At 59.8% G+C, this 24,154-nt stretch carries 27 protein-coding genes and 3 tRNA genes; 20 read left to right on the forward strand and 10 right to left on the reverse strand.

Translation table 11 applies throughout. From position 1 onward, the window contains the following. The first annotated feature begins 117 nt into the window (after nt 1-117). Entirely contained in the window at nt 118-300 is a 183-nt protein-coding gene (locus ACS4NR_RS08715) for a DUF6026 family protein (protein WP_007964649.1), read from the forward strand. A 199-nt stretch (nt 301-499) separates the two neighbouring features. After that, a complete protein-coding gene (locus ACS4NR_RS08720) occupies nt 500-2,248 on the forward strand; it encodes a phosphoethanolamine transferase CptA (RefSeq protein ID WP_253149864.1) in 1,749 nt (582 codons plus the stop codon). Nucleotides 2,249-2,590: 342 nt separating this feature from the next. Here the strand turns inward: ACS4NR_RS08720 and galU are convergent, their stop codons facing one another. After that, the gene (galU, locus tag ACS4NR_RS08725) at nt 2,591-3,430 is read right to left on the reverse strand and encodes a UTP--glucose-1-phosphate uridylyltransferase GalU (RefSeq protein WP_007912230.1); all 840 of its coding nucleotides are present in this window, start codon (nt 3,428-3,430) and stop codon (nt 2,591-2,593) included. A 257-nt stretch (nt 3,431-3,687) separates the two neighbouring features. Between galU and ACS4NR_RS08730 the strand changes: the two genes are divergently transcribed. Both ACS4NR_RS08730 and ACS4NR_RS08735 read left to right on the forward strand, forming a co-directional pair. Beyond that, on the forward strand, nt 3,688-3,873 hold the full coding sequence (locus tag ACS4NR_RS08730; RefSeq protein ID WP_007964653.1) for a hypothetical protein: 186 nt from the start codon (nt 3,688-3,690) through the stop codon (nt 3,871-3,873). A gap of 151 nt (nt 3,874-4,024) precedes the next feature. Next, entirely contained in the window at nt 4,025-4,312 is a 288-nt protein-coding gene (locus tag ACS4NR_RS08735; protein WP_456019731.1) for a hypothetical protein, read from the forward strand. 3 nt (nt 4,313-4,315) lie between these two features. Here the strand turns inward: ACS4NR_RS08735 and ACS4NR_RS08740 are convergent, their stop codons facing one another. Further along, nucleotides 4,316-4,546 carry a hypothetical protein gene (locus ACS4NR_RS08740; protein ID WP_027612691.1) on the reverse strand — a complete coding sequence of 77 codons (231 nt, stop codon included), beginning with the start codon at nt 4,544-4,546 and terminating at the stop codon, nt 4,316-4,318. Nucleotides 4,547-4,618: 72 nt separating this feature from the next. After that, a complete protein-coding gene (locus ACS4NR_RS08745) occupies nt 4,619-4,975 on the reverse strand; it encodes a hypothetical protein (protein ID WP_095136107.1) in 357 nt (118 codons plus the stop codon). A gap of 212 nt (nt 4,976-5,187) precedes the next feature. Here ACS4NR_RS08745 and ACS4NR_RS08750 point away from each other — a divergent pair, with 212 nt between their 5' ends. The 4 genes from ACS4NR_RS08750 to ada all read left to right on the forward strand — a co-directional run bounded on the left by ACS4NR_RS08750 (nt 5,188) and on the right by ada (nt 7,573). Beyond that, the gene (locus ACS4NR_RS08750) at nt 5,188-5,490 is read left to right on the forward strand and encodes a DUF1883 domain-containing protein (RefSeq protein WP_041064472.1); all 303 of its coding nucleotides are present in this window, start codon (nt 5,188-5,190) and stop codon (nt 5,488-5,490) included. A gap of 30 nt (nt 5,491-5,520) precedes the next feature. Next, nucleotides 5,521-5,691: a hypothetical protein gene (locus ACS4NR_RS08755; RefSeq protein ID WP_456019732.1), complete on the forward strand. Its 171-nt coding sequence runs from the start codon at nt 5,521-5,523 to the stop codon at nt 5,689-5,691. Nucleotides 5,692-5,753: 62 nt separating this feature from the next. After that, nucleotides 5,754-6,419, forward strand: coding sequence for a DNA oxidative demethylase AlkB (alkB, locus tag ACS4NR_RS08760; RefSeq protein WP_456020379.1), 666 nt, complete (start codon nt 5,754-5,756; stop codon nt 6,417-6,419). Between the two features lie 86 nt (nt 6,420-6,505). After that, complete coding sequence (ada, locus tag ACS4NR_RS08765; RefSeq protein WP_456019733.1) at nt 6,506-7,573, forward strand: bifunctional DNA-binding transcriptional regulator/O6-methylguanine-DNA methyltransferase Ada; 1,068 nt, start codon at nt 6,506-6,508, stop codon at nt 7,571-7,573. 80 nt (nt 7,574-7,653) lie between these two features. On the opposite strand, the gene acuI is transcribed toward ada, so the two are convergent. Further along, nucleotides 7,654-8,637, reverse strand: a complete 984-nt coding sequence (gene acuI / locus ACS4NR_RS08770; RefSeq protein WP_456019735.1) for an acrylyl-CoA reductase (NADPH) — start codon at nt 8,635-8,637, stop codon at nt 7,654-7,656. A 188-nt stretch (nt 8,638-8,825) separates the two neighbouring features. Between acuI and ACS4NR_RS08775 the strand changes: the two genes are divergently transcribed. The 12 genes from ACS4NR_RS08775 (at nt 8,826) to ACS4NR_RS08830 (ending at nt 20,152) form a co-directional block, all read left to right on the forward strand. Beyond that, the gene (locus tag ACS4NR_RS08775) at nt 8,826-11,288 is read left to right on the forward strand and encodes an autotransporter (protein ID WP_456019736.1); all 2,463 of its coding nucleotides are present in this window, start codon (nt 8,826-8,828) and stop codon (nt 11,286-11,288) included. 101 nt (nt 11,289-11,389) lie between these two features. Then, on the forward strand, nt 11,390-12,454 hold the full coding sequence (locus tag ACS4NR_RS08780) for an NAD(P)H-dependent flavin oxidoreductase (protein WP_456019737.1): 1,065 nt from the start codon (nt 11,390-11,392) through the stop codon (nt 12,452-12,454). Nucleotides 12,455-12,623: 169 nt separating this feature from the next. Then, entirely contained in the window at nt 12,624-13,391 is a 768-nt protein-coding gene (gene modA / locus ACS4NR_RS08785) for a molybdate ABC transporter substrate-binding protein (RefSeq protein ID WP_456019738.1), read from the forward strand. Beyond that, nucleotides 13,392-14,072, forward strand: coding sequence for a molybdate ABC transporter permease subunit (gene modB / locus ACS4NR_RS08790; protein ID WP_204894515.1), 681 nt, complete (start codon nt 13,392-13,394; stop codon nt 14,070-14,072). 3 nt (nt 14,073-14,075) lie between these two features. Next, nucleotides 14,076-15,155 carry a molybdenum ABC transporter ATP-binding protein gene (gene modC, locus ACS4NR_RS08795; RefSeq protein WP_456019739.1) on the forward strand — a complete coding sequence of 360 codons (1,080 nt, stop codon included), beginning with the start codon at nt 14,076-14,078 and terminating at the stop codon, nt 15,153-15,155. Nucleotides 15,156-15,224: 69 nt separating this feature from the next. Next, complete coding sequence (locus ACS4NR_RS08800; RefSeq protein WP_204894513.1) at nt 15,225-16,253, forward strand: DNA topoisomerase IB; 1,029 nt, start codon at nt 15,225-15,227, stop codon at nt 16,251-16,253. Between the two features lie 147 nt (nt 16,254-16,400). Beyond that, nucleotides 16,401-18,026 (forward strand): ABC-F family ATP-binding cassette domain-containing protein, encoded by a 1,626-nt coding sequence (locus ACS4NR_RS08805; RefSeq protein WP_456019740.1) that lies wholly within the window; start codon nt 16,401-16,403, stop codon nt 18,024-18,026. Between the two features lie 69 nt (nt 18,027-18,095). Then, nucleotides 18,096-18,326, forward strand: coding sequence for a hypothetical protein (locus ACS4NR_RS08810; protein ID WP_095136127.1), 231 nt, complete (start codon nt 18,096-18,098; stop codon nt 18,324-18,326). A 124-nt stretch (nt 18,327-18,450) separates the two neighbouring features. Further along, nucleotides 18,451-18,681, forward strand: coding sequence for a hypothetical protein (locus tag ACS4NR_RS08815; RefSeq protein WP_007964939.1), 231 nt, complete (start codon nt 18,451-18,453; stop codon nt 18,679-18,681). A 107-nt stretch (nt 18,682-18,788) separates the two neighbouring features. Continuing rightward, entirely contained in the window at nt 18,789-19,073 is a 285-nt protein-coding gene (locus ACS4NR_RS08820) for a hypothetical protein (RefSeq protein ID WP_166495873.1), read from the forward strand. 208 nt (nt 19,074-19,281) lie between these two features. Continuing rightward, on the forward strand, nt 19,282-19,788 hold the full coding sequence (gene msrA / locus ACS4NR_RS08825; RefSeq protein WP_456019741.1) for a peptide-methionine (S)-S-oxide reductase MsrA: 507 nt from the start codon (nt 19,282-19,284) through the stop codon (nt 19,786-19,788). A gap of 202 nt (nt 19,789-19,990) precedes the next feature. Then, nucleotides 19,991-20,152 carry a hypothetical protein gene (locus ACS4NR_RS08830; protein ID WP_166495875.1) on the forward strand — a complete coding sequence of 54 codons (162 nt, stop codon included), beginning with the start codon at nt 19,991-19,993 and terminating at the stop codon, nt 20,150-20,152. Nucleotides 20,153-20,461: 309 nt separating this feature from the next. Here the strand turns inward: ACS4NR_RS08830 and ACS4NR_RS08835 are convergent. From ACS4NR_RS08835 to gacA, 6 genes are all read right to left on the reverse strand, one after another. After that, a tRNA-Leu gene (locus ACS4NR_RS08835) sits at nt 20,462-20,548 on the reverse strand. 193 nt (nt 20,549-20,741) lie between these two features. Then, nucleotides 20,742-20,815, reverse strand: a tRNA-Cys gene (locus ACS4NR_RS08840). A 46-nt stretch (nt 20,816-20,861) separates the two neighbouring features. Further along, nucleotides 20,862-20,937, reverse strand: a tRNA-Gly gene (locus ACS4NR_RS08845). A gap of 60 nt (nt 20,938-20,997) precedes the next feature. Next, complete coding sequence (gene pgsA, locus ACS4NR_RS08850) at nt 20,998-21,558, reverse strand: CDP-diacylglycerol--glycerol-3-phosphate 3-phosphatidyltransferase (RefSeq protein WP_003225417.1); 561 nt, start codon at nt 21,556-21,558, stop codon at nt 20,998-21,000. Nucleotides 21,559-21,590: 32 nt separating this feature from the next. Then, complete coding sequence (gene uvrC, locus ACS4NR_RS08855; RefSeq protein WP_095136133.1) at nt 21,591-23,414, reverse strand: excinuclease ABC subunit UvrC; 1,824 nt, start codon at nt 23,412-23,414, stop codon at nt 21,591-21,593. Nucleotides 23,415-23,416: 2 nt separating this feature from the next. Next, on the reverse strand, nt 23,417-24,058 hold the full coding sequence (gene gacA, locus ACS4NR_RS08860) for a response regulator transcription factor GacA (protein ID WP_024012761.1): 642 nt from the start codon (nt 24,056-24,058) through the stop codon (nt 23,417-23,419). Nucleotides 24,059-24,154: the final 96 nt, after the last annotated feature.

The following is a 24,154-nucleotide window of genomic DNA, read 5'->3' on the forward strand; positions in this document are numbered from 1 at the left end:
AAAAATAAAAAAGTTCCATTCACGGGCAAAAGAAATCAAAATTGGCGCCGATAGCAAGTCAGTAGCCCCGACGCGGGGACGATTTGCAGTTGAGACACGCCATTTGCGAGGTGAGCAATGGGCACAGTACACACAGCAATGCCGCCACAAACCCTGTACGTCACGATCCGTCGCGATGAATTGCGTCAGTTGAAAGACGAGCGCGACCAGTTGAAGCAGGAGCTGGCGCAGCTGCGCTCGCTGACCCAGGGCGCTCAGCCCAAACCTCTGCCGGTGGTCCAGCGCCATCCGCACGCCTGACCTGCCCCGCCTGCTTCGGGAACGGCGCCTGTCGTTCCCGACATGATGCTCCCCTGCCCCTGATCGGCAACTAACGAAGTTTTCACACTGCCTTGGTGATACTCCGGCGCATTCTGGCCGTGCGTTTGCGCGCGGCTTCCGTTCGTCGGTTTGATGTAGCACTCCGACGGTGGTTAGTGACGATGAGCTGGAGTGCTGAATGGCATTGTTCAAACGCAGCAAAACGACTGCGACAGGTTTCGACTGGGCCGGTGTTCTCTGGCTATTCGCTTTCTTCTGGTATTTCTCGGGTATCACCCAACTGCTGATCCAGCTGACCGGCACCTCCGGTTTCAGCGGGTTCCGTCAGGCCTTCGTGATGAGTGCGCTGTGGCTCGCCCCGATGCTGGCGTTTCCCAAACGCACCAAACTGCTGGCCGCGCTGATCGGTGTCGTACTCTGGGCCTGCTCGATGGCCAGCCTGGGTTATTTCTTCATCTATCAGCAGGAATTCTCGCAAAGCGTCATCTTCATCATGTTCGAGTCGAACATCTCTGAAGCCGGCGAGTATATGACCCAGTACTTTGCCTGGTGGATGGTCCCGGCGTTTCTCGCGCACACTGCGTTCGCCTACTTCCTGTGGACGCGCCTGCGCCCGGTGTACATGCCCCGTGGCCGCGCTTTCGCCGCAGCGATCGCGATCCTGATCGCCGTGGTCGGCTACCCGCTGATCAAGCAGACCCAGCGTACCGGCAGTTTCGCCGGCGGTTTCGAGAAGTTCGAAGACCGCATCGAGCCCGCCGTGCCTTGGCAGATGGCCGTGGCCTACCACCGTTACCTCGACACCCTGGCCGGCATGCAGGACATGCTGCACAGCGCGAGCAAGGTGCCGCCGCTGCATAACCTCAAGGCGGCCGACGCCGATAAACCTTCGACTCTGGTGCTGGTGATCGGCGAGTCGACCAACCGTCAGCGCATGAGCCTGTACGGCTATGGACGCAAGACCACGCCGGAACTGGACAAGCTCAAGGATCAGCTCGCGGTGTTCGACAACGTCATCACCCCGCGCCCGTACACCATTGAAGCGCTGCAGCAGGTGCTGACCTTCGCCGACGAAGAAAATCCGGACCTGTACCTGTCCACGCCGTCGTTGGTCAGCATGATGAAACAGGCTGGTTACAAGACGTTCTGGATCACCAACCAGCAGACCATGACCAAGCGCAACACCATGCTCACGACCTTCTCCGAACAGGCCGACGAGCAGGTGTACCTGAACAACAACCGCAACCAGAACGCCGCGCAGTACGACGGTGATGTGATCGAGCCGTTCAACAAGGCGCTGACCGACCCGGCGCAGCGCAAGCTGATCGTCGTGCACCTGCTCGGTACTCACATGAGCTACCAGTACCGCTATCCGCCGACCTTCGACAAGTTTCAGGACCGTAACGGCGTGCCGGCCGGTGTGCGCGACGATCAGGTGCCGACCTACAACAGCTACGACAACGCAGTGCTGTACAACGATTTCGTGGTGTCGAGCCTGATCAAGGACTACGCCAAGTCCGATCCGAACGGTTTCCTGCTGTACCTCTCCGACCACGGTGAAGACGTGTTCGACTCCGCCGGCCACAACACCCTGGGACGTAACGAGAACAAACCGACCGCGCCGATGTACACCATTCCATTCATGGCCTGGGCTTCGCCGAAATGGCGCGAGAACCACGACTGGGACTTCGCCGCTGATCTGGGCCGGCCGTACAGCAGCTCGCACCTGATCCACACCTGGGCGGACATGGCGGGTTTGAGCTTCGACGAACTGGACCGCAGCAAGAGTCTGGTCAGTGACAGCTTCAAACCGCGTCCGTTGATGATCGGTAATCCGTACGAACGCGAGCAGCGGGCCTTGATCGACTTCAGCCTGATGAAGCCGAAAAAAGTCGACTCTGCCGCAACGAATGTCGTGCTGCAGTAACCGCATGGAAGGCGCCGGTTGCGACAGATCGCCATCGGCGTAACGCACAAATAAAAAGCTCCGTATCGCAAGATACGGAGCTTTTTTTGTTGCGGGCGGACAGGTTGCCCGCTTGTGCGAGGCTCTGCTGTGCCGGCTGAAGAGAATCGGGGCAGCCAGTATGCTCGAACGCACCCTCGCCCTTGAAAAAGCAGCCAGCGCGCTCAGAGCCCGTCAGTGAATCGCGGCGCTCGACTCAAGTTTTTTTCCAGCACAAAAACAAACGCCCCGAACAGGTCGGGGCGTTTGTGGGTGCGTTCGCGCGGGTGCTTTCACACCCTTCGCGAGGCAGATCCGGCGCTATCAGTAAGCCTTGCCGGTCTTGTAGAAGTTCTCGAAGCAGAAGTTGGTGGCTTCGATGTAGCCTTCAGCGCCACCGCAGTCAAAACGCTTGCCTTTGAACTTATAGGCCATGACGCAGCCGTTCTGGGCCTGCTTCATCAGGGCGTCGGTGATCTGGATTTCACCGCCCTTGCCTGGCTCGGTCTGCTCGATCAGGTCGAAGATGTCCGGGGTCAGGATGTAACGACCGATGATCGCCAGGTTCGACGGCGCGTCTTCCGGCTTTGGCTTCTCGACCATGCTGTGTACGCGGTAAATGTCGTCGCGGATCATCTCGCCGGCGATCACGCCGTACTTGCTGGTTTCCTGTGGGTCGACTTCCTGAATCGCGATGATCGAGCAGCGGAACTGCTTGTACAGCTTGACCATCTGGGTCAGTACGCCATCGCCTTCGAGGTTGACGCACAGGTCGTCCGCCAGTACCACGGCGAACGGTTCGTCACCGATCAGCGGGCGACCGGTGAGGATCGCGTGGCCCAGACCTTTCATTTCGGTCTGACGGGTGTAGGAGAACGAGCACTCGTCCAGCAGCTTGCGGATGCCGACCAGGTATTTTTCCTTGTCGGTGCCCTTGATCTGGTTTTCCAGCTCATAGCTGATGTCGAAGTGGTCTTCCAGCGCGCGCTTGCCACGACCGGTCACGATCGAGATTTCAGTCAAGCCAGCGTCCAGAGCTTCTTCAACGCCGTACTGGATCAGTGGCTTGTTTACCACCGGCAGCATTTCTTTGGGCATGGCTTTAGTCGCTGGCAGGAAGCGAGTACCGTAACCGGCTGCTGGGAACAAGCATTTCTTGATCATATAAGTCCTTGAAAGGGCTGTGTGTACGAGTTTCGGCGCAGTCTAATCAGGCGGCGTGCACCTTACAATGCCCCGCACTGGCTAACCGATGTCAACATAGAGAAATATTCTCGCCGATAGTTCCGTTGGCGACTTCGACCCGCAAAACAGAGTAGTTCAAACACGCAAATGCGTTGCTTCACCATACGCTGATCGCCCCACAATGTGAGGATTTGTCGGTATCATGGCGCCTTTGAACCAGCGAACGAGACTGATAGATGGCCGCGGTAAAAATCATCAACGGGTATGTGATCGACAAGAAAGACGGCAAGTGGAACCTGACCACGACCAATGGCGAACACATCGCCGGTCCGTTCGACAGCGAGCAACTGGCGACGGACGTAGCGTCGGTGTTCACCGACACTCCAGCGTCGTCCAAGCGCCGTGGCAAGGATCAGGACTGATCCACTGCGACACACACCGAGCCCTGCCCTTGCGCAGGGTTTTTTATGGCCGGGCGAAAGATCCGTGCAAACAAGTGGCCAATCGCTATAACCTTTTCACTCGGGCGCTGTCAGAGCGCTTAGCCCCTCCCTCGCTGAAGACGACACATCTATGAATATGAACAGAATGCTGCCGCTGATTGCGGTACTGGCCCTGGGTGGCTGTGCTACCTCGCAAACCACCTACCTGAACAACGGCGAACAGGGCTTGAGCATCGATTGCTCCGGCGAAGCCAACTCCTGGGCGACCTGCTACGAAAAGGCTGACGCCTCCTGCGCCGGCACCGGTTATCGCATCGTCGGTACCGACGGCACACCAGCGCCCAAGGAAAGCGACAAAACCCTGGGGGTCGATGTCGGCAACTACAAGAACCGCAGCGTGGTGGTGGTCTGCAAATAGACCCTACATGTGGATCTCGGCGAACTTGATCCCGAGCCCGCGCACGATCTCGATCAGGTCGTCGAGACGGGCGAAGGATTCGACTTCGTCGTTATCGTCCACCAGAAAATAGCTGCGACCGGCGCTCTTCTTGAAAAACACGATCCATTCGCCCGAATTCGCCGGATTCTGAATCACATGCGTGGCAGAGATAAGGCCCTCTGCATGCCGTTCCCGTACTTGCTCTCGCTTCATGCGCGACTCCAGAAATGAAAATGCCGTCACAGCATGGCTGCGACGGCATCGGTGCTGATGAGCGCTATTCTATCAGCCGGAAATACAGGCATTGGCGGCGTTTCGCACGTCATGCGGACGAACCGGCACATTGGACATGCGCTCATGCAGCTTGATGCTGCTACCGCCGGAACGGTCTTCGATATCAAACACCGCAGCCGCGCCGGTGGCAAATTTCCCGGGAACAATCACTCGCACGCCATCCTTGTGCGGTTGCATCTGCAACGCGCCACGACTGCTGGCAAGCTTGTCTGCCAGGCACTGAGCATACTCATGGGGTTTTTTGCCGGAAATCACGCTCATGGTCGGCAGGGTTTCATTGATTTCGGAAACACTCGCGCAACCACCCAAAGCCAATATCAACGGCAGACACACCACACCCCACTTCATACAAACACCTCCCATAAAGACCGTCGGACAGCAGTAATGCCATTTTTCTCCGAGGCTCACTCCATTAAACCCGCATCGAATCGCGAATAACTGTTTTTAATTGTCAAAGCAGCGCTCGACGGCAGGATAATAACCCGTTCTGGCTGATAAACTGCGCCAATCGCACATGCTATCGTTTTGATTTAGTAGAAAAAGCCCTTCTGGAGGCGCCCATGAAATTCATTCACCAGCGCGAGCACCTCAACGAAGACGACATCGTCGTCATCCAGTGCTCGCAAACCTGCAACATCCGCTTGATGAACGACGCCAACTTCCGCGCCTTCAAGAACGGCGGACGCCACACCTACCACGGCGGCGCTTTCGACACGTTTCCTGCGCGCATCACCGCACCGAGTACCGGTTTCTGGAACATCACCATCGACACCGTCAGCCGTCGCGCCATCAGCGTCACGCGCAAGCCGACCCTGACCCACTCGATCAAGATCATCCGCCGCTCCAGCTCCAAACTCAGCTGAGTCGCCCCCAACGCAAAGGTAAGCACGACCGTGGCCCAAACGACCAAATACGTCATCAAATACAAGCTCAACGGCGAACGCCGCTTCGAGTTCGCGCAACTGGAAAACGGCACCGTGGAAGAAGCCAAGGCTGCGCTGGACGCCATCCACGGCCAGACTGACGACGAGATCAGCGATATCGCCGTCAGCAAAGCGCTCTAAGTGCCGACCAGGGAGAAGTGGCATACCCTTGGCACTGTCTGTCACGAGGTTCAATGACCGCCATGCACCCGACCACCCTCGATCTGTTTGCCGACGACGCTCTCGAACAACAGCCCCGCGATGAACAGATCGGCGAGCAATCGTGGGTGTTGCGCGGCTTCGCCCTGCCGGTGATCGATGAACTGCTGCCGGCGCTGGATGCCATTCTCGCCGCAGCGCCGTTACGCCACATGATGACCCCGGGCGGCTTCAGCATGTCGGTGGGCACCAGCAGTTGCGGCGCGTTGGGCTGGATCACTGACCGCAGCGGTTATCGCTATAGCGCTGTGGATCCGCTGAGCGGCAAGCCCTGGCCAGACATGCCTGAGGTGCTGTCCGAACTGGCGCAGACAGCGGCGCAACGCGCAGGGTTTGCCGACTTCCACGCTGACTCCTGCCTGATCAACCAATATGTCCCCGGCGCGAAGATGTCTTTGCATCAGGACAAAGACGAAAATGCCTACGCGGCGCCGATTGTCTCACTGTCCCTGGGATTGCCGGCGATGTTCCTGTTCGGTGGTTTTTTACGCAGCGACAAGAGCCAGCGCATTCCTCTGCTGCATGGGGACATGGTGGTCTGGGGCGGAGTCGATCGCTTGCGTTTTCACGGAGTGCTGCCGATCAAGCCAGGCCAACATCCGCGTCTGGGCGAACGTCGGATCAATCTGACCTTGCGTGTCGCCGGGTGATCTGAAAAGTTTGACCGCAAGGCCCGGAGTGTTACCAACATCGCTGCCGGTTAACCTGAATCAAACAGGTCAACGGACTACTCGCCATGAAAAAGCTTTCGCCCATCATCAACGTTGAAGCCGATCCGCGCTGGGCTGCCGTGGTTGCGCGGGATCCACGGGCCGACGGGCAGTTTGTCTACGCGGTGAAAACCACTGGTATCTATTGCCGCCCGAGCAGCCTTTCGCGATTGCCCAAACCGCAGAACGTCGAGTTCTTCGAAAGTGCTCAAGCTGCCGAAGCGGCGGGCTATCGCCCAAGCAAACGCACGAGCAAGGATCAGACTGAAGTCGCCAGCCAGCACGCCGCGACCGTGGCGATGGCCTGTCGACAGATCGAGTCGAGTGAAACAGTGCCCGTGCTCAATGAACTCGCCGAGGTCGCCGGACTCAGCCCGTTCCATTTTCATCGCGTGTTCAAGGCTGCTACCGGCCTGACGCCCAAAGGCTACGCAGCGGCGCATCGTTCGCGCCGGGTGCGTGAACGGCTCGCAGACGGCGGCTCGGTGACTGATGCGTTGTACGACGCGGGTTTCAATTCCAACAGCCGCTTTTATGAGTCAGCCGACAAGGTACTGGGCATGAAGCCCGGCGACTACCGCGCTGCGGGACGCAACAATGACATTCATTTTGCCGTTGGCCAATGTTCACTCGGGGCGATTCTGGTGGCGCAAAGCGAACGCGGGGTGTGCGCGATTCTGTTGGGTGACGATCCGCACCAACTGGTCTGCGATCTGCAGGATCAGTTCCGTCAAGCCAACCTGATTGGCGCCGATGCCGGCTTCGAGCAGTTGATTGCCAAGGTGGTAGGTTTCATCGAGGCGCCAGCGCTGGGCCTCGATTTGCCACTGGACGTGCGCGGCACCGCGTTTCAGGAACGGGTGTGGCAGGCGTTGCGGGAGATTCCAGTGGGCCGTACCGCCAGTTACGCCGAAATCGCTCAACGCATTGGCGCGCCGACCTCCATGCGCGCCGTGGCGCAAGCCTGCGGCGCCAACCGTCTGGCCGTAGCAATCCCCTGCCATCGCGTGGTACGCAGCGATGGCAATCTGTCGGGGTATCGTTGGGGCGTTGAGCGTAAACGCCAATTGCTGGAGCGGGAAACCCAGTCTTAGCAAATCTTGCCGGGAATGCGCTCGGCTTGTTCTTTGATGAAAAAGCGGCTCCACACCGAGCCGCAATGACGCCTACTCTGTCAGCGATTGACGTCGACCACAACCCTGCCACGCAGCTGTCCGGCCAGCAGTTTCGGCGCCGCGTCGATGGCTTCGCTCAGGGCGATTTCATGGCTGATCAAGGGCAACAGGGCGAAATCCAGATCCTTGGCCAGACGCTCCCAGGCCTCGATCCGCCGAGCCTTGGGCTGGGTCACGCTGTTGATTCCGGCCAGGGTCACTCCGCGCAGAATGAACGGTGCCACCGATGCCGGAAAATCCATGCCCTGAGCCAGGCCGCAGGCCGCCACTGTGCCTTCCGCGCGGGTGCTGGCACAGGCGTTGGCCAAAGTGTGACTGCCGACCGAATCGATCACCCCGCCCCAGCGCTCCTTGGCCAGCGGCTTGCCCGGCTCCGACAAGGTTGCGCGATCAATGATTTCGCTGGCGCCCAGTTGCTTCAGGTATTCATGCTCGGACACCCGGCCGGTGGACGCCACCACGCGATAACCCAGCTTGCTGAGCAGCGCGATGGCGAAACTGCCGACGCCGCCATTGGCACCCGTCACCAGCACCTCACCCTGATCGGGAGTGACGCCGTTACGCTCCAGCGCCAGAATGCACAGCATTGCCGTGTAGCCGGCGGTACCGATGGCCATCGCTTGCGCGGGAGTAAAAGCCTTGGGCAGCGGAATCAGCCAGTCGCCATTGAGTCGCGCCTTCTGCGCCAGACCGCCCCAATGACTCTCGCCCACACCCCAACCATTGAGCAGTACCTGATCACCGACTTTATAGGCAGGATGCGAGCTGACCTCGACCGTGCCCGCCAGGTCGATCCCCGGCACCATCGGAAACTTGCGCACCACCGGACTGCTGCCGGTGATCGCCAGACCGTCCTTGAAGTTCAGCGTGCTGTACGCGACCTGCACCGTCACGTCGCCTTCGGGCAACTGCGCTTCGCTGATCTGTTGCAGGCTGGCGTGATAACCGCTGTCATCTTTGTCGATCAAAATGCCGTTGAACATGGCTGCCTCTCAATCAATGGGTTCAAATCCTCGTGCCCTGAAATAACACAAAGCAACACATTGCCCCACCCGACTTTGCGCCAATTCATAAATCCGCCCGGTAATTCCAGAGCGGACGACTATGCTTTTTCGACGGTCGTGCTTTCGCTGCCCTCCTGCTGAAAGCGGCCCTGTCGATGGAGCTGACAATGTCTTACCCGCGCCCGTTGCTTGCGATGCTGATGCTATGTCTGCTGGCCGTTGGCAATGCCTGGGCAGCTCCTGCCCCGGCCACCAAAACTTCTGCGGCCGACACCGCCCCGAGCGCCCCGACGTGGCCGCAAGTGATCACCAGCGGCAAGGCCAAGCTGACCGTGTATCAGCCGCAACTCGACAGCTGGGATGGCTACACCCTCAATGCCCGGGCCGCCGTCGAAGCCACCGGCGCCGACGGCAAACCCACTTACGGCATTGTCCAGTTCAGCGCGCACACGCTGGTCGACAAGGCCACACGCTGGGTCGCGCTGGATCAATACAAAATCATCAAGGCCGATTTCCCTGCCGATGCCAACCAGGCCGATGTCTGGCTCGCGGCGTTGCAAAAAGATGCCGAAAGCCGCAAGAAAACCATTTCCCTTGATCAACTCGAGGCCGCCGTCGGCGTACTGTCGGCGGAGCAGAAGGCCGACAGCGCCCCACTGGAGAACACCCCGCCGGCGATCATCAGTTCCGACGTCCCTGCCCTGCTTGTCTACATTGATGGCGATCCGGTCTACAGATCAGTGGACGCTACCGCGCTGCAACGGGTGATCAACACTCGCCCACTGCTACTTGAGGACGCCGCAGGCAAGCACTACCTGCACGTGTTCGATGGCTGGATGGTTGCCGACAGCCTCAGCGGCGAATACACCCGCCTGACCACGCCCCTGGCCGATCTGGAGAAAGCCAGACAGGCGGCGATTCAGAGTCGTCAGGTCGATCTGCTGACCGGCCAGAGTGACCCGAAAGACAAGATCCCCAGCCTGGCCAAACCGCCGCAACCGAAAGTCTTCATCGCCACTACCCCCACCGAACTGATCGTTACCGACGGCGCAGCGCAGTGGCTACCGATTCAGGGCACCAGCCTGCTCTACGTGAGCAACACCACCGGGCACATCTTCAAGGAAATCGGCGACCAGAACAGTTACGTGCTGATCTCAGGACGCTGGTTCCGGGCGGCCGACATGCGCGGCCCATGGACGTTTACCCCGGCGGACAAACTGCCGGCAGATTTCGCCAACATCCCCGACGACAGTCCGAAAGAGAACGTCAAGGCCTCGGTCGCAGGTACGCCACAGGCCAGGGAAGCCGCGATCGCCGCGACCATTCCGCAAACCTCGGCGATCAAGAAAAGTGCAGTGAAAATGACCGCACCGCAATTCGATGGCGAGCCGCAACTCAAGGCAATTAACAGTACATCGCTGCAGTACGTGGTCAACAGCGCCACGCCAATCATCCGGGTCGCCAACGACAGTTGGTATGCGGTGGAAAACGGCATCTGGTTCAGCGCCACCTCGGTGAGCGGGCCATGGGCCGTCGCCAGTTCAGTACCGGCGGTGATCTATTCGATCCCGCCGAGTTCGCCGATGCATTACCTCACCTACGTCAAAGTCTATGAATCCAGCGGCGACACCGTGGTGGTCGGTTACACCCCGGGTTATCAGGGGTCGACGCTGGACCCGGCCACCGGTGTGGTGGTCTACGGCACCGGTTATCCGTATACGCCGTGGGTCGGCAGCGTCTGGTACGGGCCACCGGTGACCTACGGTTTCGGCGTCGCGATGCGCTACACACCGTGGACCGGCTGGACCTTCGGTTTCGGCTTCGGCTGGAGCTGGGGCGGCAACACCGTGGCGATGGGTTGGGGCTGGGGCGCTTATCCGTGGTGGGGCAATTACGGCTGGGGTTACGCCTGGGGCCCGCGCCTGTACCCCGCGCCGCTGGCCTGGGGCGGCGCCGCTTATGGATATCGCGGCGGTGCTGTGGCCTGGGGGCCCGGTGGCTGGGCTGGCACCACCGGCAACATTTATCGTCAGTGGGGCGACCGCGCGATCGTCAGCCGCTATGGCGCCGGCTACAACGCCTGGACCGGCAATCGCTGGGCCGGCCAGGTAGGCTCGTCCTATAACTCACGCACCGGCATTGCGGCGGCAGGCCAACGCGGCGCGGTGCACAATGCCTACAACGGCAATTACGCGGCTGGACGCAGCGGTGAAGTGGTCGGGCCGAACGGTGGCGCCATTGCCGGTGGCCGGGTCACCGCAGGTAATGCTCGCACCGGCACCCAGGTCAGCGCCAATCGTGGCGCGGTGTACAACCCCAACACCGACAAGACCACGCAATACGCCGGCGTGAAAGGCCGCAACGGCGGCGCCGCCCGGGTCGGCGACAACGTCTATGCCGGGCGCGACGGCAATGTCTACAAGAAAACCGACAACGGCTGGCAATCGATGGTCAAGGGCAGCCCGGCCCGCACGGCGCCGGTCAACAACAATGCGCAGTTGCAGAACCTCAATCGCGAGTCTGCCGCGCGCAACTTCGGCAACCAGCGCACCAACAACTTCCACAACTCTTCGCAATTCATGAACCGCTCATTTGGGGGGGGCGGGGGCGGCGGTTTTCATCGACGCTGATCGCTGCATTGAAAATTCAGGCTGGCCCTGAGTCCGGGTTTGCTGTTAAAAAACCGCCTCTGCCGTCCTTGCCCCGTTTCATCGTTCGGAGTACCGCTTCAATGAGCCAATGGCCTGACACCCGCATCCTTGACCTGCTCGGCATCGAGCTGCCGATCATCCAGGCCCCGATGGCCGGCGCAACGACGTCAGCGATGGTGATCGCCGTGTGTAATGCCGGAGGCTTGGGTTCGATGCCGGCGGCGATGCTGAGTACCGAGCAACTGCGCGAAGAGCTGAAGACTATTCGTGAGCACACGGACAAACCGTTCAACGTCAATTTCTTCTGCCACCAGCCACCGGCCGCCGATGAACAGCGCGCGCAAGACTGGAAGCATCTGCTGGAGCCGTACTACCGCGAACTGGGCGTCGACTTCGATGCGCCGACACCGGTTTCCAACCGCGCGCCATTCGATGCGGCAGCGTGCGCGGTGCTTGAAGAATTTCGCCCGCCAGTGGTGAGTTTTCACTTCGGCCTGCCCGAGAAATCCCTGCTGGAACGGGTCAAGGCCACAGGTGCGAAAGTCCTCTCCTCTGCCACCACCGTCGACGAAGCGGTTTGGCTTGAGCAAAACGGCTGCGATGCAATCATTGCGATGGGGTACGAGGCGGGTGGTCATCGCGGGATGTTTCTAAGTGAAGACTTGAGCAGTCAGGTCGGTACCTTTGCGCTGGTTCCGCAGATCGTCGATGCGGTCAAGGTGCCGGTGATTGCTGCCGGGGCGATTGCCGATGCCCGCGGTGTGGCCGCAGCACTGGTACTCGGTGCGTCAGCGGTGCAAGTCGGTACCGCGTATCTGTTCACCCCGGAAGCGAAAGTCAGCGCCTCCCATCACCAGGCGCTGCGCAGCGCCAAGGAGAGTGAAACCGCGGTGACCAATCTGTTCACCGGGCGCCCGGCGCGGGGGATTCTCAACCGGGTGATGCGCGAAATCGGCCCGATGTCGGCCAAAGCCCCGGCCTTCCCGCTGGCCGGTGGAGCCTTGATGCCGTTGCGCGCCAAAAACGAAGCGCAGTTCAGCAACCTCTGGGCCGGTCAGGCGTTCCCATTGGGACAAGATTTGAACAGCGCTGATCTGACCCGGCAACTGGCGCAAGGCGCCCTGGCAAAACTGGCTCGCCATTGATCCAGCGAACAGGGTGAGACATGGCACCACCTCACCCGGTGTTCACCAGCACTTCCTGTTTAGCGGCCTTTCGCTATATATTTCGCTATATAGCGTTTCACCTTTCGCATCGGTGCAGTTCACCTCCAACAATCACTGCTCTCTGCACCCGCCCTAACGGAGCCGTTACATGACCATTCGTGCCTCACGTTTTGCCCCGACTTGCCTGGCCACCTTGCTTGCGGTATTCGCCTTCGGTACCGTTCAGGCTGATGAAGTGCAAGTGGCGGTTGCCGCCAACTTCACCGCGCCGATTCAGGCGATTGCTGCCGACTTCGAAAAAGACACCGGGCACAAACTGGTCGCCGCCTACGGTGCCACCGGCCAGTTCTACACCCAGATCAAGAACGGCGCGCCATTCGAAGTGTTCCTCTCGGCGGATGACACCACTCCGGAAAAACTGGAAAAAGAAGGCGACACCGTCAAGGGCTCGCGCTTCACCTACGCCATCGGCACCCTGGCCCTGTGGTCGGCGAAGGAAGGTTATGTCGACGCCAAAGGTGAAGTCCTGAAGAAGAACGAATACCAGCACCTGTCCATCGCCAATCCGAAAGCAGCGCCATACGGCCTGGCCGCCACTCAGGTGCTGGAAAAGCTCAAGCTGACTGAAGCGACCAAAGCCAAGATCGTCGAAGGCCAGAACATCACTCAGGCCTACCAGTTCGTGTCCACCGGCAACGCCGAACTGGGCTTCGTCGCGCTGTCGCAGATCTTCAAGGACGGCAAGGTCAGCAGCGGTTCGGCGTGGATCGTTCCCGCCAGCATGCACGACCCGATCAAGCAGGACGCGGTGATTCTCAACAAAGGCAAGGACAGCGCCGCTGCCAAAGCGCTGGTTGAATACCTCAAAGGCCCGAAAGCCGCTGCGGTGATCCAGTCCTACGGTTACCAGCTCTAAATGTCGCTGACGAGTGCCGACTTCGCGGCGATCTGGCTGACCCTGAAACTGGCGTCCCTGACCACCGCTATCCTGCTGGTCGTCGGCACGCCGATTGCCCTGTGGTTGGCGCGCAGCCGTTCCTGGCTGCGCGGCCCCATCGGCGCAATCGTCGCCCTGCCCTTGGTGCTGCCACCGACGGTGATCGGCTTTTATCTGTTGCTGGCGATGGGACCTAACGGCTTTCTCGGCCACTTCACGCAATGGCTGGGCCTGGGCACTCTGACCTTCAGCTTTACCGGGCTGGTAATCGGTTCGGTGATCTATTCCATGCCGTTTGTGGTGCAACCGTTGCAGAACGCGTTCTCGGCCATCGGCACCCGCCCACTGGAAGTGGCCGCAACCTTGCGCGCCAATCCGTGGGACACTTTTTTCAGCGTGATCCTGCCCTTGGCGCGCCCCGGTTTCGTGACGGCGGCGATCCTAGGTTTCGCGCATACCGTTGGTGAATTCGGCGTGGTGCTGATGATCGGCGGCAACATTCCCGACAAGACCCGCGTGGTCTCGGTGCAGATCTACGACCATGTCGAGGCGATGGAATATGCCCAGGCCCATTGGCTGGCCGGGGCGATGCTGGTGTTTTCGTTTGTGGTGTTGCTGGTGCTCTACTCCAGCCGCAAGACCCGCGCGGGCTGGAGCTGATCGATGATTGATGCACGTCTGAAAATCACTTATTCGGGTTTCAACCTGGATGTCGATCTGCATTTGCCGGGGCGCGGCGTGACCGCGCTGTATGGACATTCCGGGTCGGGCAAAACCACCTGCCTGCGCTGTATCGCCGGGCTTGAGCGTGCCGAGAAGGGTTTCATCAAGATCAACGACGAAGTCTGGCAGGACAGCGAGCGACGGATTTTTGTCCCGCCGCACAAACGTGCAATCGGTTACGTGTTCCAGGAAGCCAGTCTGTTTCCGCACCTGTCAGTGCTGGCCAACCTGCAATTTGGCCTTAAACGCATCGCCAAGGCCCAGCGTCGGGTCGACATGGCGCAAGCCACCGAACTGCTGGGCATCGGTCATTTGCTGGAGCGCCACCCGCAACATCTGTCCGGTGGCGAACGCCAGCGTGTCGGCATCGCCCGTGCGCTGTTGACCAGCCCGAAACTGCTGCTGATGGATGAGCCACTAGCCGCTCTCGACAGCCAGCGCAAAAACGAAATCCTGCCTTACCTGCAACGTTTGCACGACGAACTGGACATCCCGGTGCTTTACGTCAGCCACGCGCAGGATGAGGTCGCGCGCCTGGCCGATCATCTGGTGCTGCTCAGCGACGGCAAGGCCCTGGCCAGCGGCCCGATTGGCGAGACCCTCGCCCGGCTGGACCTGCCAATGGCGCTGGGCGACGACGCCGGGGTGATTATCGAAGGCCAGGTCAGCGCCTACGATGCCGATTATCAATTGCTCAGCCTGCAGCTGCCGGCCACTGAAATGAATATCCGTGTGACTCACGCACCGATGACGGTCGGTCAGGCCCTGCGCTGCAAGGTGCACGCCCGCGACATCAGTCTGGCCCTGCACAACAGCGAGGCCAGCAGCATCCTCAATCGCTTGCCGGTGACCGTAGTCAGCGAGCTGGCGGCGGACAATGCCGCGCATGTGCTGATTCGTCTTGATGCCGGCGGTACACCGCTGCTGGCGCGGATCACCCGCTTCTCCCGGGATCAGCTTGGCATCCATCCGGGCCAGCATTTGTGGGCGCAGATCAAGGCTGTCGCCGTGCTGGCCTGAATTGGTTGGCACGACGGCCACGGCGCGCGGTCAATCGCTGTAACAGAGCGATTCGCCAAGGACACCGCCATGCCCGACACCGTACTAGCCGACGTCTTACCGCCCGACCTGCATTACGTCGACGATACCCAACCCGGCCTCACCCGTAAAAAGCTGCGTGGCAAGTTCGCCTATTTCGATCCGGCCGGGCAGCGCATCACCGACCCTGATGAGATCAAACGGATCAATTCACTGGCAGTGCCGCCGGCCTACACCGACGTGTGGATCTGCGCCGATCCGCGTGGCCATTTGCAGGCCACCGGACGCGATGCCCGGGGCCGCAAGCAGTATCGCTATCACCCGCGCTGGCGCGAGGTGCGCGATGCCGACAAGTACTCGCGCTTGCGAGAGTTCGGCATGGCGTTGCCGAAGTTGCGCAAACAGCTTGAAACCCTGCTGGACGCACCCGGCTTCAGCCGCGACAAGGTCATGGCCACGGTCATCACGCTGCTCGACGCCACGCTGATTCGTGTCGGCAACACCCAGTACGCGCGGGACAACCGCTCCTATGGCCTGACTACCCTGCGCAGCCGGCATGTCGAGGTCAACGGCAGCGCGATCCTGTTCCAGTTTCGCGGCAAAAGCGGCATCGAACACCAGATCACCGTGAAAGATCGACGCCTGGCGCGCATCATCAAGCGCTGCCTGGAGATTCCCGGGCAGAATCTGTTTCAGTATCTGGATGAAAACGGCGAGCGGCACACCGTCAGCTCCCACGACGTCAACAGCTACCTGCAAACCCTTACCGGCGCCGATTTCACCGCCAAGGATTACCGCACCTGGGCCGGCAGCGCGCTGGCCCTGGCGGTATTGCGCGAACTGCAGTGGGAGTCGGAAGCCGAGGCGAAACGGCACGTGGTGGAGATGGTCAAGAGCGTGTCCAAACAGCTGGGCAACACCCCGGCGGTGTGCCGCAAGTGCTACATCCACCCGGCGGTGGTCGAGCGCTTCCTGCTCGGTGCGCTGGCCGAACTGCCACGCCCGAGAGTGCGCAAGGGCTTGCGTACAGAGGAAGTGGCGCTGGCGATGTTTCTCGAGCAAATGATGGACGCGCCTTGATCGAGGCGCACCGCTGATCTACGCTAGCGGCCTTTCCCCCTCTTCAGGACAACCGCAGACAGTGAACAATCAAGCCTTCTGAAAATGTAATCGCGACACGCGCTGAAGCGCGACTGTCAGTCTTCACGATATTTTTCGGAGGTGCCGATGACTCATGTCTCGCGTACGCCTGCCCTCATCTCCCTGAATCAAACAAGTTTTCAGTTCGCCAATGGCGAAACGATTTTCAACGACCTGAATCTGCAATTCGATCACACCCACACCGCGATTGTCGGACGCAACGGCATCGGTAAAAGTGTGCTGGCCAAGCTGATTGCCGGACGCCTGCAACCGACTGCCGGCAACGTGTCTTGCTCGGTTCCATTGGCCTATGTCGCGCAAACATTCACCGCCGACGCGGCGCAGACCGTGGCCGACGCCACGGGCACCGCTGCCGCTCTTCGCGCATTGCAACGGCTGCAGTCCGGCGAGGCGGCGGTGGAAGATTTTGACATTCTCGGCGAACGCTGGGATCTGCCCGAACGTCTGCGCCGATGGCTGGATGACGCGGGTCTACCGGACATTGCCCCCTCGGATTTGACCGAGTCGCTGAGCGGCGGCCAGCAAGCCCGACTGGCGTTGATCGGCGCCTTCCTGAGTCCGGCGCGCCTGCTGGTGCTGGATGAGCCGACCAACCATCTGGATGCCGCCGGTCGGCGCTGGCTGATGCGTGAGCTGCAACGCTGGCGTGGCGGATTGATCGTTGTCAGTCATGACCGCCAATTGCTTGAGCGGATGCAGCGTATCGTCGAGCTGACGCCATTGGGCGCCACGGTGTTCGGCGGCAATTTTTCCGCTTATCAGCAACAACGACAGATTCATCAGGCGGCAGCGCAAGCGACACTGGATCAAAGCAGAACCGAGCGCCGGCGCGAGCAGCAGCGCTTGCAAAAGGAACACGACACCATCCAGCGGCATGCCGCCCGCTCACTGCGCAACGCCAAAACCGCCAACGTTTCGGGCTTCGAACGCGCCGGCCTGAAAGGTGCCGCGAGGCAGATCATGGGCCAGGTGCGTCATGGTCATCAGCAGCGCAAATCCGGACTCGATGCACAGGTGCGCGATGCCTACGCCAAAGTACTCCCGGACGATGTGGTGCTGATGAATCTGCCCGGCAGCGCAGTGCCCGCTGCGCGCAGGGTCTGTACGCTGATTGATGCGCGTGTGCCATGGTTGCCGGCGCAACCGTTCAATCTTGCGCTGAGCGGTCCTGTACGCGTCGCCGTCAATGGTCCGAATGGCTGCGGCAAATCGACGTTGCTCAGGTTGCTCGCGGGTCAACTGCATCCCGCCAGTGGCGAATGCATCACCCATGTTCCTGCGGCTTATCTGGACCAGCATCTGCAGCTGCTGGATGACGGTCTCAGCATCATCGAGCAACTGCTCGCGCTGCAGAGTCCGTTGAGTGAAAGCGAATTGCGCAACCATCTGGCGCACCTGCAACTGGGCGCGCAGCAGGTCACTCGATCAAGTGCTTCACTGAGCGGCGGCGAACGCTTGAAAGCCGCACTGGCGGTGGCCTTGTGGGGCAAGACGCCTGCGCAACTGTTGCTGCTTGATGAGCCGAGCAATCATCTGGATCTGGCATCGGTTGAGGCTTTCGAGCAGGCATTGCAGACGTTTCCCGGCGCAATTGTTGCGGTTTCCCACGACATTGAGTTTCTACAAGCGTTGAAACCGACGCACCGTCTGGATTGGCATGCCACAGAATGGCGGCTGCAACCGACGAACTGACTGTCTATTTTTTGCACGATTGGCCAAGGCTTCTATAGTTGATCTGACACCAATTGCTGTGGTGACGCCATGGAAGACATATTTGTCGTGAAGCACTGCAACAAGATCATCATTCACGGCCGCCGCGCCGGGGAAAGCGAGCACGAGCCCGCCGAGGCCAGCAGCTGGTTTCGGATCAATGACACCCGCACCGGCGGTTTCATCGGTGATGGCTACGATCTTGAGGAAGATGCCCGACGCGAATGCCAACGGCTCAATGCGGCCAGCTCGCTACTGCCGGCGCGACGATCGGCCGGCTGATGCAATTGACAGGTGGGGTCTATACTCAAAGCAGCTGACGGACCAGCGCCCCCCAACGGCAAAGCGCTCGCCGCCCGCGGGCTTTTTGCTGCCTCTCAACGGTTTGTCTGAACGGAGGTGTTCCATGTCCGAAAAAGAGTCCATCACCACCCTCCTCACCCTGCTCGACTCCCGTCAGGCTCGCCTGGCGGCGGCCTGCAAGGAAATCGCCGACTGGGTCGACCATCAAGGCGGCCATCCGACTGCCCTGCGCATCCGCGATCGACTGAACGACATCGAAAAAGACACACCGCTGATCCGCAGCACCCTGTCGTCGCTACAACCGGTCGAGCGGCCACTGCCGCGTTTCAGATGACTGCGCCGCGATAAACGACAGCTAACCGGCGTACCGTCTGGCCGATGTAACGAACGCCCCGGGGTGTGGGAGGTCAAAACCTGTACACGTCACCCAGGAGACGGTTCATGGTTATCCATTTCAAAACAGACGGACATCTGGCTTGTGGTCACAAGGGCAGCAACCTTGCCTCAAGCCTGGAACTCAATCGCGTCAAATGCCGCAGCTGCCGCAACACCGACGCCTACAAAGAAGCACGCAAGACCCAGCGCAATGCCGCACGCCGCGCAGCGCGCCACACCAAGGCTGATCACGGTGCGTCTGACTGGCGTTCGGAGTGGATCGAACGGCTGACCGCACTGGCCGGGCCGCAGCGCCTGCCACGGGGCTTTTTCGGGCAAGCGTTCGTATAACCGCTTGATGTCGTGTTTTTAGTCCATCACTCGACGCGAATTGCCCCGAATTCACCACTCGACCCCATCAACGCCCTGGCCTTATCGTCAGGGCTTTTTGTTGAAAACACCGGCTCGAGCAACCCGTAGCCCTGAGTCAAGCTTGCAAATAGCCAACGCGCCCTCATAACCAGAACCGTATCCACAGTCACCGAGAGGCAAAAAAATCATGACCGGACAAACCGAAACCGCGATTCTCGCCGGGGGCTGCTTCTGGGGCATGCAGGACCTGCTGCGACGCTATCCCGGCGTGTTGCAGACGCGAGTCGGCTACAGCGGCGGCGATGTACCGAACGCCACCTACCGCAACCACGGTACTCATGCCGAAGCCATCGAGATCGTTTTCGACCCGGCCGTGATCAGCTACCGGCAGATTCTCGAGTTCTTCTTCCAGATCCACGATCCGAGTACGCCCAACCGTCAAGGCAACGATCTCGGCCCCAGCTATCGTTCGGCGATTTATTACCTCAACGACGAGCAACGCGACATCGCCGAGGATACCGCCGCCGACGTTGACGCTTCCGGTCTTTGGCCGGGCCGGGTAGTCACCGAAATCGAACCTGCCGGGCCGTTCTGGGAAGCGGAACCTGAGCACCAGGACTACCTGGAGCGGATTCCGAACGGCTACACCTGCCATTTCATCCGCCCGAACTGGAAGCTGCCGAAACGCAGCTGAAAACACACCTGCGTAATCGCTTCACGCACGGCGCTGGCCTCAACTGAAGGCCGGCGTCGGGCGCACCTCTGGAATCAATCATTTTGGTGAGCCCTCTGTAGCACAGTTCAAGCACCCGAGGATGAACATACGTTCATCGCAAGGATGGCCCAATGCGTCTAGCCTGCGGGTTCCAACATAGTGCCTACAGGAGTACCCCACCATGTTCTCGCACGAAAGCCTCCCGCTGATTGCCATTTTCACCATCATGCTACTGTGCGTACTGGCTGCGTTTTTACACCCGGTACACGCATTCTTCAGCTGGCTGCGCAGGCGCAAGGAACGATCAAACGCCCAGGCTGCAAAAGAGGTTGATTCGCGCTGAGTGTTTTTCCCTGACAGGCCCGGGCATGCCTGGGCTTTTTGTTTTCTGGCCGAACAGCAGATACAAAAAAGCCCAGCGTGGGGCTGGGCCTGATTAATCGTCAACGTTAAAAACATCCAGGCTTCTTAGCCACGAGAGTGCAACTCAAGTGACTTACGCCAGACTCCTCTCGTGCTCGCGTTCATGAACGTAAACCCGCGCAGGCACAAGAAGAAATGGAAGGAATTGGCGAGGAGCCAGTTAAAAATAGCGACTCGGAAACAAACAAGGGTTTGCCTCAGCTTTCGCCCGCAAACCCTTGATTTAAGATGGTGCCCGAAGCCGGAATCGAACCGGCACGCCCTTACGAGCGGGGGATTTTAAGTCCCATGCGTCTACCAGTTTCGCCATTCGGGCGGTAGCGCGGTGTAGTGCTCAAATCAGCTATCAGCAAACCTGACAGAGCCGAGCCTTGTGTAGCAGAGCGGGAAATATATACATCACGCCCCGGTGAAGCAAGTTCACAGTAGCTGATTTCAAGACTAAATCTTGCAGCACACTGAAAATAAAAAAGCCCCGTAAATCATGGATCTACGGAGCTTGTTTATAGTGGAGGCCGAGGTCGGAATCGAACCGGCGTAGGCGGATTTGCAATCCGCTGCATAACCATTTTGCTACTCGGCCTCAAACGATCGCTGTTTAGTAGCACAACAACAACCGCGTACAAACTTGGAGCGGGAAACGAGACTCGAACTCGCGACCCCGACCTTGGCAAGGTCGTGCTCTACCAACTGAGCTATTCCCGCTTGGTGTGGCGCATTCTATAGATTTCAGATGCCCCGTCAACCCTTTGATTCAAAAAAGTTTTATTTCTTTTCAACGTCGGTTTTCAGATGCGGCCAGGCGGCCCGCAGGTATTGAACCATCGACCACAACGTCAGGCCCGCCGAGATCATCAGCAAGGCGTAACCTAGCAGTACCCAGAAGCTGAAGTCGCGGGGATTGGCCAGCAGGATCACCAGCGCCAGCATCTGCGCTGCAGTTTTCCACTTGCCGAGATTGGACACCGCTACATGGGCGCGAGCACCGAGTTCGGCCATCCATTCACGCAAGGCCGATACGACAATCTCACGGCCAATGATGACTGCAGCGGGGAGTGTCAGCCACAAGTTGCCGTGTTCCTGCACCAGCAATACCAGGGCGACCGCCACCATCAGCTTATCGGCGACCGGATCGAGGAATGCGCCGAACGGCGTGCTTTGCTCCAGGCGACGGGCCAGATAGCCATCGAGCCAGTCAGTGGCCGCCGCAAAGGCGAATACCGAGGCGGAGGCCATATAGCTCCACTGATAAGGCAGGTAAAACAGCAAAATGAAGATCGGGATGAGCAGGACGCGGAGAACGGTAATCAGATTAGGGATATTCATCGGCACAACTGGCTACGAGGTGAGTTGGCATTCTACTCGCTATGCAGGTTTGCATAAATCGACTCTGCGAGCTTTTTACTGATCCCCGGTGCTTTGGCGATCTCTTCGATGCTTGCACGAGACAGCTCCTGCAATCCACCAAAATGTTTCAACAAGTCCCGACGTCGGGTCGGCCCGACACCCGCAACGCCTTCCAGCGTCGAGGTACGACGGGTCTTGCCGCGCCGCGCACGGTGGCCGGTAATTGCGAAGCGGTGAGCCTCGTCACGAATCTGCTGGATCAGGTGCAACGCCGGTGAGTCGCCACGCAGCGTGAACTCATGCGCGGCATCATTGAGATACAAAGTTTCGAAGCCCGCCTTGCGTGTTGCGCCCTTGGCCACACCCAGCAGAATGAGATCCGGCACTGCCAGTTCGTTGAGCACGTCACGGGCCATCGACAACTGACCTTTGCCGCCGTCCACCAACAGAATGTCCGGCAGCTTGCCCTCCCCGTCCTTCAGCTTGCTGAAGCGTCGGGTCAACGCCTGGTGCATGGCTGCATAGTCATCACCCGCCGTGACCCCTTCAATGTTGTAACGACGATAGTCGGATTTGATCGCGCCTTCCGGGCCGAACACGACACAGGAAGCGACGGTAGCCTCACCACTGGAGTGACTGATGTCATAGCACTCAAGACGCTGCGGCGGCTCATCCAGGTTCAGCACTTCAGCCAGTGCATCGAAGCGCGCAGCCGTGTGTTGACGGTTGGCCAGGCGTGCGCCCAGCGCCTGCTCGGCATTGGTGACCGCCAACTGCTGCCAGCGCGCCCGTGTGCCCCGCACCCGGTGGCTGATGCTCAGCTCCCGACCGCGCAGCTCGTGGATGGCGTCGATCAGAGCCGTGGCGTCTTCCGGAACCACGTTGACGATCAGTTCGCTCGGCAGGTCGCGCTCCGGACTGCTGATGTAATACTGACCTAGGAACGCCGCCATGACTTCGGCAACCTCCTCCTCGATACCCACTTGCGGAAAGAAGTTCTTGCTGCCCAACACCCGCCCGCCGCGCACGCTGATCAAGTGAACGCAAGCGCCGCCCGGGTTGACGAAGGCGGCGATGACATCAATGTCGCCCGTGCCACCTTCCATGCTCTGCTGATCCTGAACCCGGCGCAGCAAGGCGATCTGGTCACGCAGCTCGGCGGCGCGCTCGAATTCGAGATTGATCGCCGCCTCTTCCATTGCCGTTGACAGCTCATTGGTCAGGGCATGACTGCGCCCCTCGAGAAACATTACCGAGTGGCGCACATCCTCGGCATAAACCTCAGGCTCGACCAGGCCGACACACGGCGCCTTGCAACGTTTGATCTGATATTGAAGGCACGGGCGCGTGCGGTTCTTGTAATAGCTGTCTTCACACTGACGGACGAAAAAGGTTTTTTGCAAGAGACTGAGACTTTCGCGAATCGCCCCGGCGCTCGGGTACGGGCCGAAATACTTGCCCTTTGCCTTCTTCGCGCCACGGTGGATGCTCAGACGTGGGAATTGGCCGTCAGACAGAAAGACATAGGGATAGGACTTATCGTCGCGCAACAGAATGTTGTACGGCGGCCGCCACTCCTTGATCAGGGTCTGCTCAAGCAGCAACGCCTCGGTTTCGTTGGCGGTGATGGTCGTTTCGACCTGGGCGATGCGCCCGACCAGCGCTGCGGTCTTCGGCGCCAGCCCGGTCTTGCGAAAATAGCTGGCAAGGCGCTTCTTGAGGTTCTTGGCCTTGCCGACGTACAGCAGGCGCGCATCGCTGTCGAACATGCGATAGACGCCGGGGCGCCCGCTGACAGTCGCCAGGAAGGCGCCGGAATCGAATACTTCAGTCATGATCAGGCGCTGGCATCCACCATGCCGTGGCGCACAGCCAGCAACGTCAGCTCGACGTCACTGCTGATCGACAGCTTTTCGAAAATCCGATAGCGGTAGGTGTTCACCGTTTTCGGTGACAGGCAGAGTTTGTCGGAGATGATCTGCACCTTCTGGCAGCCGACAATCATCAGTGCGATCTGGATTTCCCGTTCGGACAAGGCATCGAAGGGTGAATCGTTGGTTGGCTGGAACGATTTGATCGCCAGTTGCTGGGCGATCTGTGGGCTGATATAGCGCTGCCCGGCAAACACCAGACGGATCGCCTGAACCATTTCCGGCAAACCAGCACCCTTGGTCAGGTAGCCGGCGGCACCCGCCTGTAACAGGCGCGTAGGAAACGGATCTTCCTCGCACACGGTCACCGCGACGACCTTGATGTCCGGGTGGCTGCGCAACAGCTTGCGCGTGGCCTCGAGGCCACCAATACCGGGCATCTTTACGTCCATCAGAACCACATCGGGTTTCAATTCACGGGCCTTGATCAGGGATTCTTCCCCGGACTCGGCCTGTCCAACCACCTGCAAGCCATCGATATCGGCCAGCATACGTGTAATGCCTGTACGAACGAGATCATGGTCGTCGACCACTAGCACCCTAATCAAGCAGACACCTCGCGATATGGTCTTATTGGGATGCCGGACACCTTAGCAAAAAGTGCCAGACAGACCTAGCGGCAAGCATCATTTAAAAAGTTTCAA

It is taken from the genome of Pseudomonas sp. JQ36 (genome assembly GCF_053851495.1).

Bases quoted from the DNA above. Each gene is read 5' to 3' on its own strand.
- ACS4NR_RS08775 (WP_456019736.1), top strand. From the start codon at position 8,826: ATGTCTTACCCGCGCCCGTTGCTTGCGATGCTGATGCTATGTCTGCTG.
- modA (WP_456019738.1), top strand. From the start codon at position 12,624: ATGACCATTCGTGCCTCACGTTTTGCCCCGACTTGCCTGGCCACCTTG.
- modB (WP_204894515.1), top strand. From the start codon at position 13,392: ATGTCGCTGACGAGTGCCGACTTCGCGGCGATCTGGCTGACCCTGAAA.
- pgsA (WP_003225417.1), bottom strand. From the start codon at position 21,558: ATGAATATCCCTAATCTGATTACCGTTCTCCGCGTCCTGCTCATCCCG.
- ACS4NR_RS08815 (WP_007964939.1), top strand. From the start codon at position 18,451: ATGTCCGAAAAAGAGTCCATCACCACCCTCCTCACCCTGCTCGACTCC.
- ACS4NR_RS08740 (WP_027612691.1), bottom strand. From the start codon at position 4,546: ATGAAGCGAGAGCAAGTACGGGAACGGCATGCAGAGGGCCTTATCTCT.
- ada (WP_456019733.1), top strand. From the start codon at position 6,506: ATGAAAAAGCTTTCGCCCATCATCAACGTTGAAGCCGATCCGCGCTGG.
- acuI (WP_456019735.1), bottom strand. From the start codon at position 8,637: ATGTTCAACGGCATTTTGATCGACAAAGATGACAGCGGTTATCACGCC.
- ACS4NR_RS08800 (WP_204894513.1), top strand. From the start codon at position 15,225: ATGCCCGACACCGTACTAGCCGACGTCTTACCGCCCGACCTGCATTAC.
- ACS4NR_RS08715 (WP_007964649.1), top strand. From the start codon at position 118: ATGGGCACAGTACACACAGCAATGCCGCCACAAACCCTGTACGTCACG.
- ACS4NR_RS08745 (WP_095136107.1), bottom strand. From the start codon at position 4,975: ATGAAGTGGGGTGTGGTGTGTCTGCCGTTGATATTGGCTTTGGGTGGT.
- ACS4NR_RS08830 (WP_166495875.1), top strand. From the start codon at position 19,991: ATGTTCTCGCACGAAAGCCTCCCGCTGATTGCCATTTTCACCATCATG.
- ACS4NR_RS08730 (WP_007964653.1), top strand. From the start codon at position 3,688: ATGGCCGCGGTAAAAATCATCAACGGGTATGTGATCGACAAGAAAGAC.
- alkB (WP_456020379.1), top strand. From the start codon at position 5,754: ATGCACCCGACCACCCTCGATCTGTTTGCCGACGACGCTCTCGAACAA.
- ACS4NR_RS08750 (WP_041064472.1), top strand. From the start codon at position 5,188: ATGAAATTCATTCACCAGCGCGAGCACCTCAACGAAGACGACATCGTC.
- ACS4NR_RS08780 (WP_456019737.1), top strand. From the start codon at position 11,390: ATGAGCCAATGGCCTGACACCCGCATCCTTGACCTGCTCGGCATCGAG.
- ACS4NR_RS08810 (WP_095136127.1), top strand. From the start codon at position 18,096: ATGGAAGACATATTTGTCGTGAAGCACTGCAACAAGATCATCATTCAC.
- ACS4NR_RS08735 (WP_456019731.1), top strand. From the start codon at position 4,025: ATGAATATGAACAGAATGCTGCCGCTGATTGCGGTACTGGCCCTGGGT.
- ACS4NR_RS08820 (WP_166495873.1), top strand. From the start codon at position 18,789: ATGGTTATCCATTTCAAAACAGACGGACATCTGGCTTGTGGTCACAAG.
- galU (WP_007912230.1), bottom strand. From the start codon at position 3,430: ATGATCAAGAAATGCTTGTTCCCAGCAGCCGGTTACGGTACTCGCTTC.
- ACS4NR_RS08720 (WP_253149864.1), top strand. From the start codon at position 500: ATGGCATTGTTCAAACGCAGCAAAACGACTGCGACAGGTTTCGACTGG.
- ACS4NR_RS08805 (WP_456019740.1), top strand. From the start codon at position 16,401: ATGACTCATGTCTCGCGTACGCCTGCCCTCATCTCCCTGAATCAAACA.
- modC (WP_456019739.1), top strand. From the start codon at position 14,076: ATGATTGATGCACGTCTGAAAATCACTTATTCGGGTTTCAACCTGGAT.
- msrA (WP_456019741.1), top strand. From the start codon at position 19,282: ATGACCGGACAAACCGAAACCGCGATTCTCGCCGGGGGCTGCTTCTGG.
- uvrC (WP_095136133.1), bottom strand. From the start codon at position 23,414: ATGACTGAAGTATTCGATTCCGGCGCCTTCCTGGCGACTGTCAGCGGG.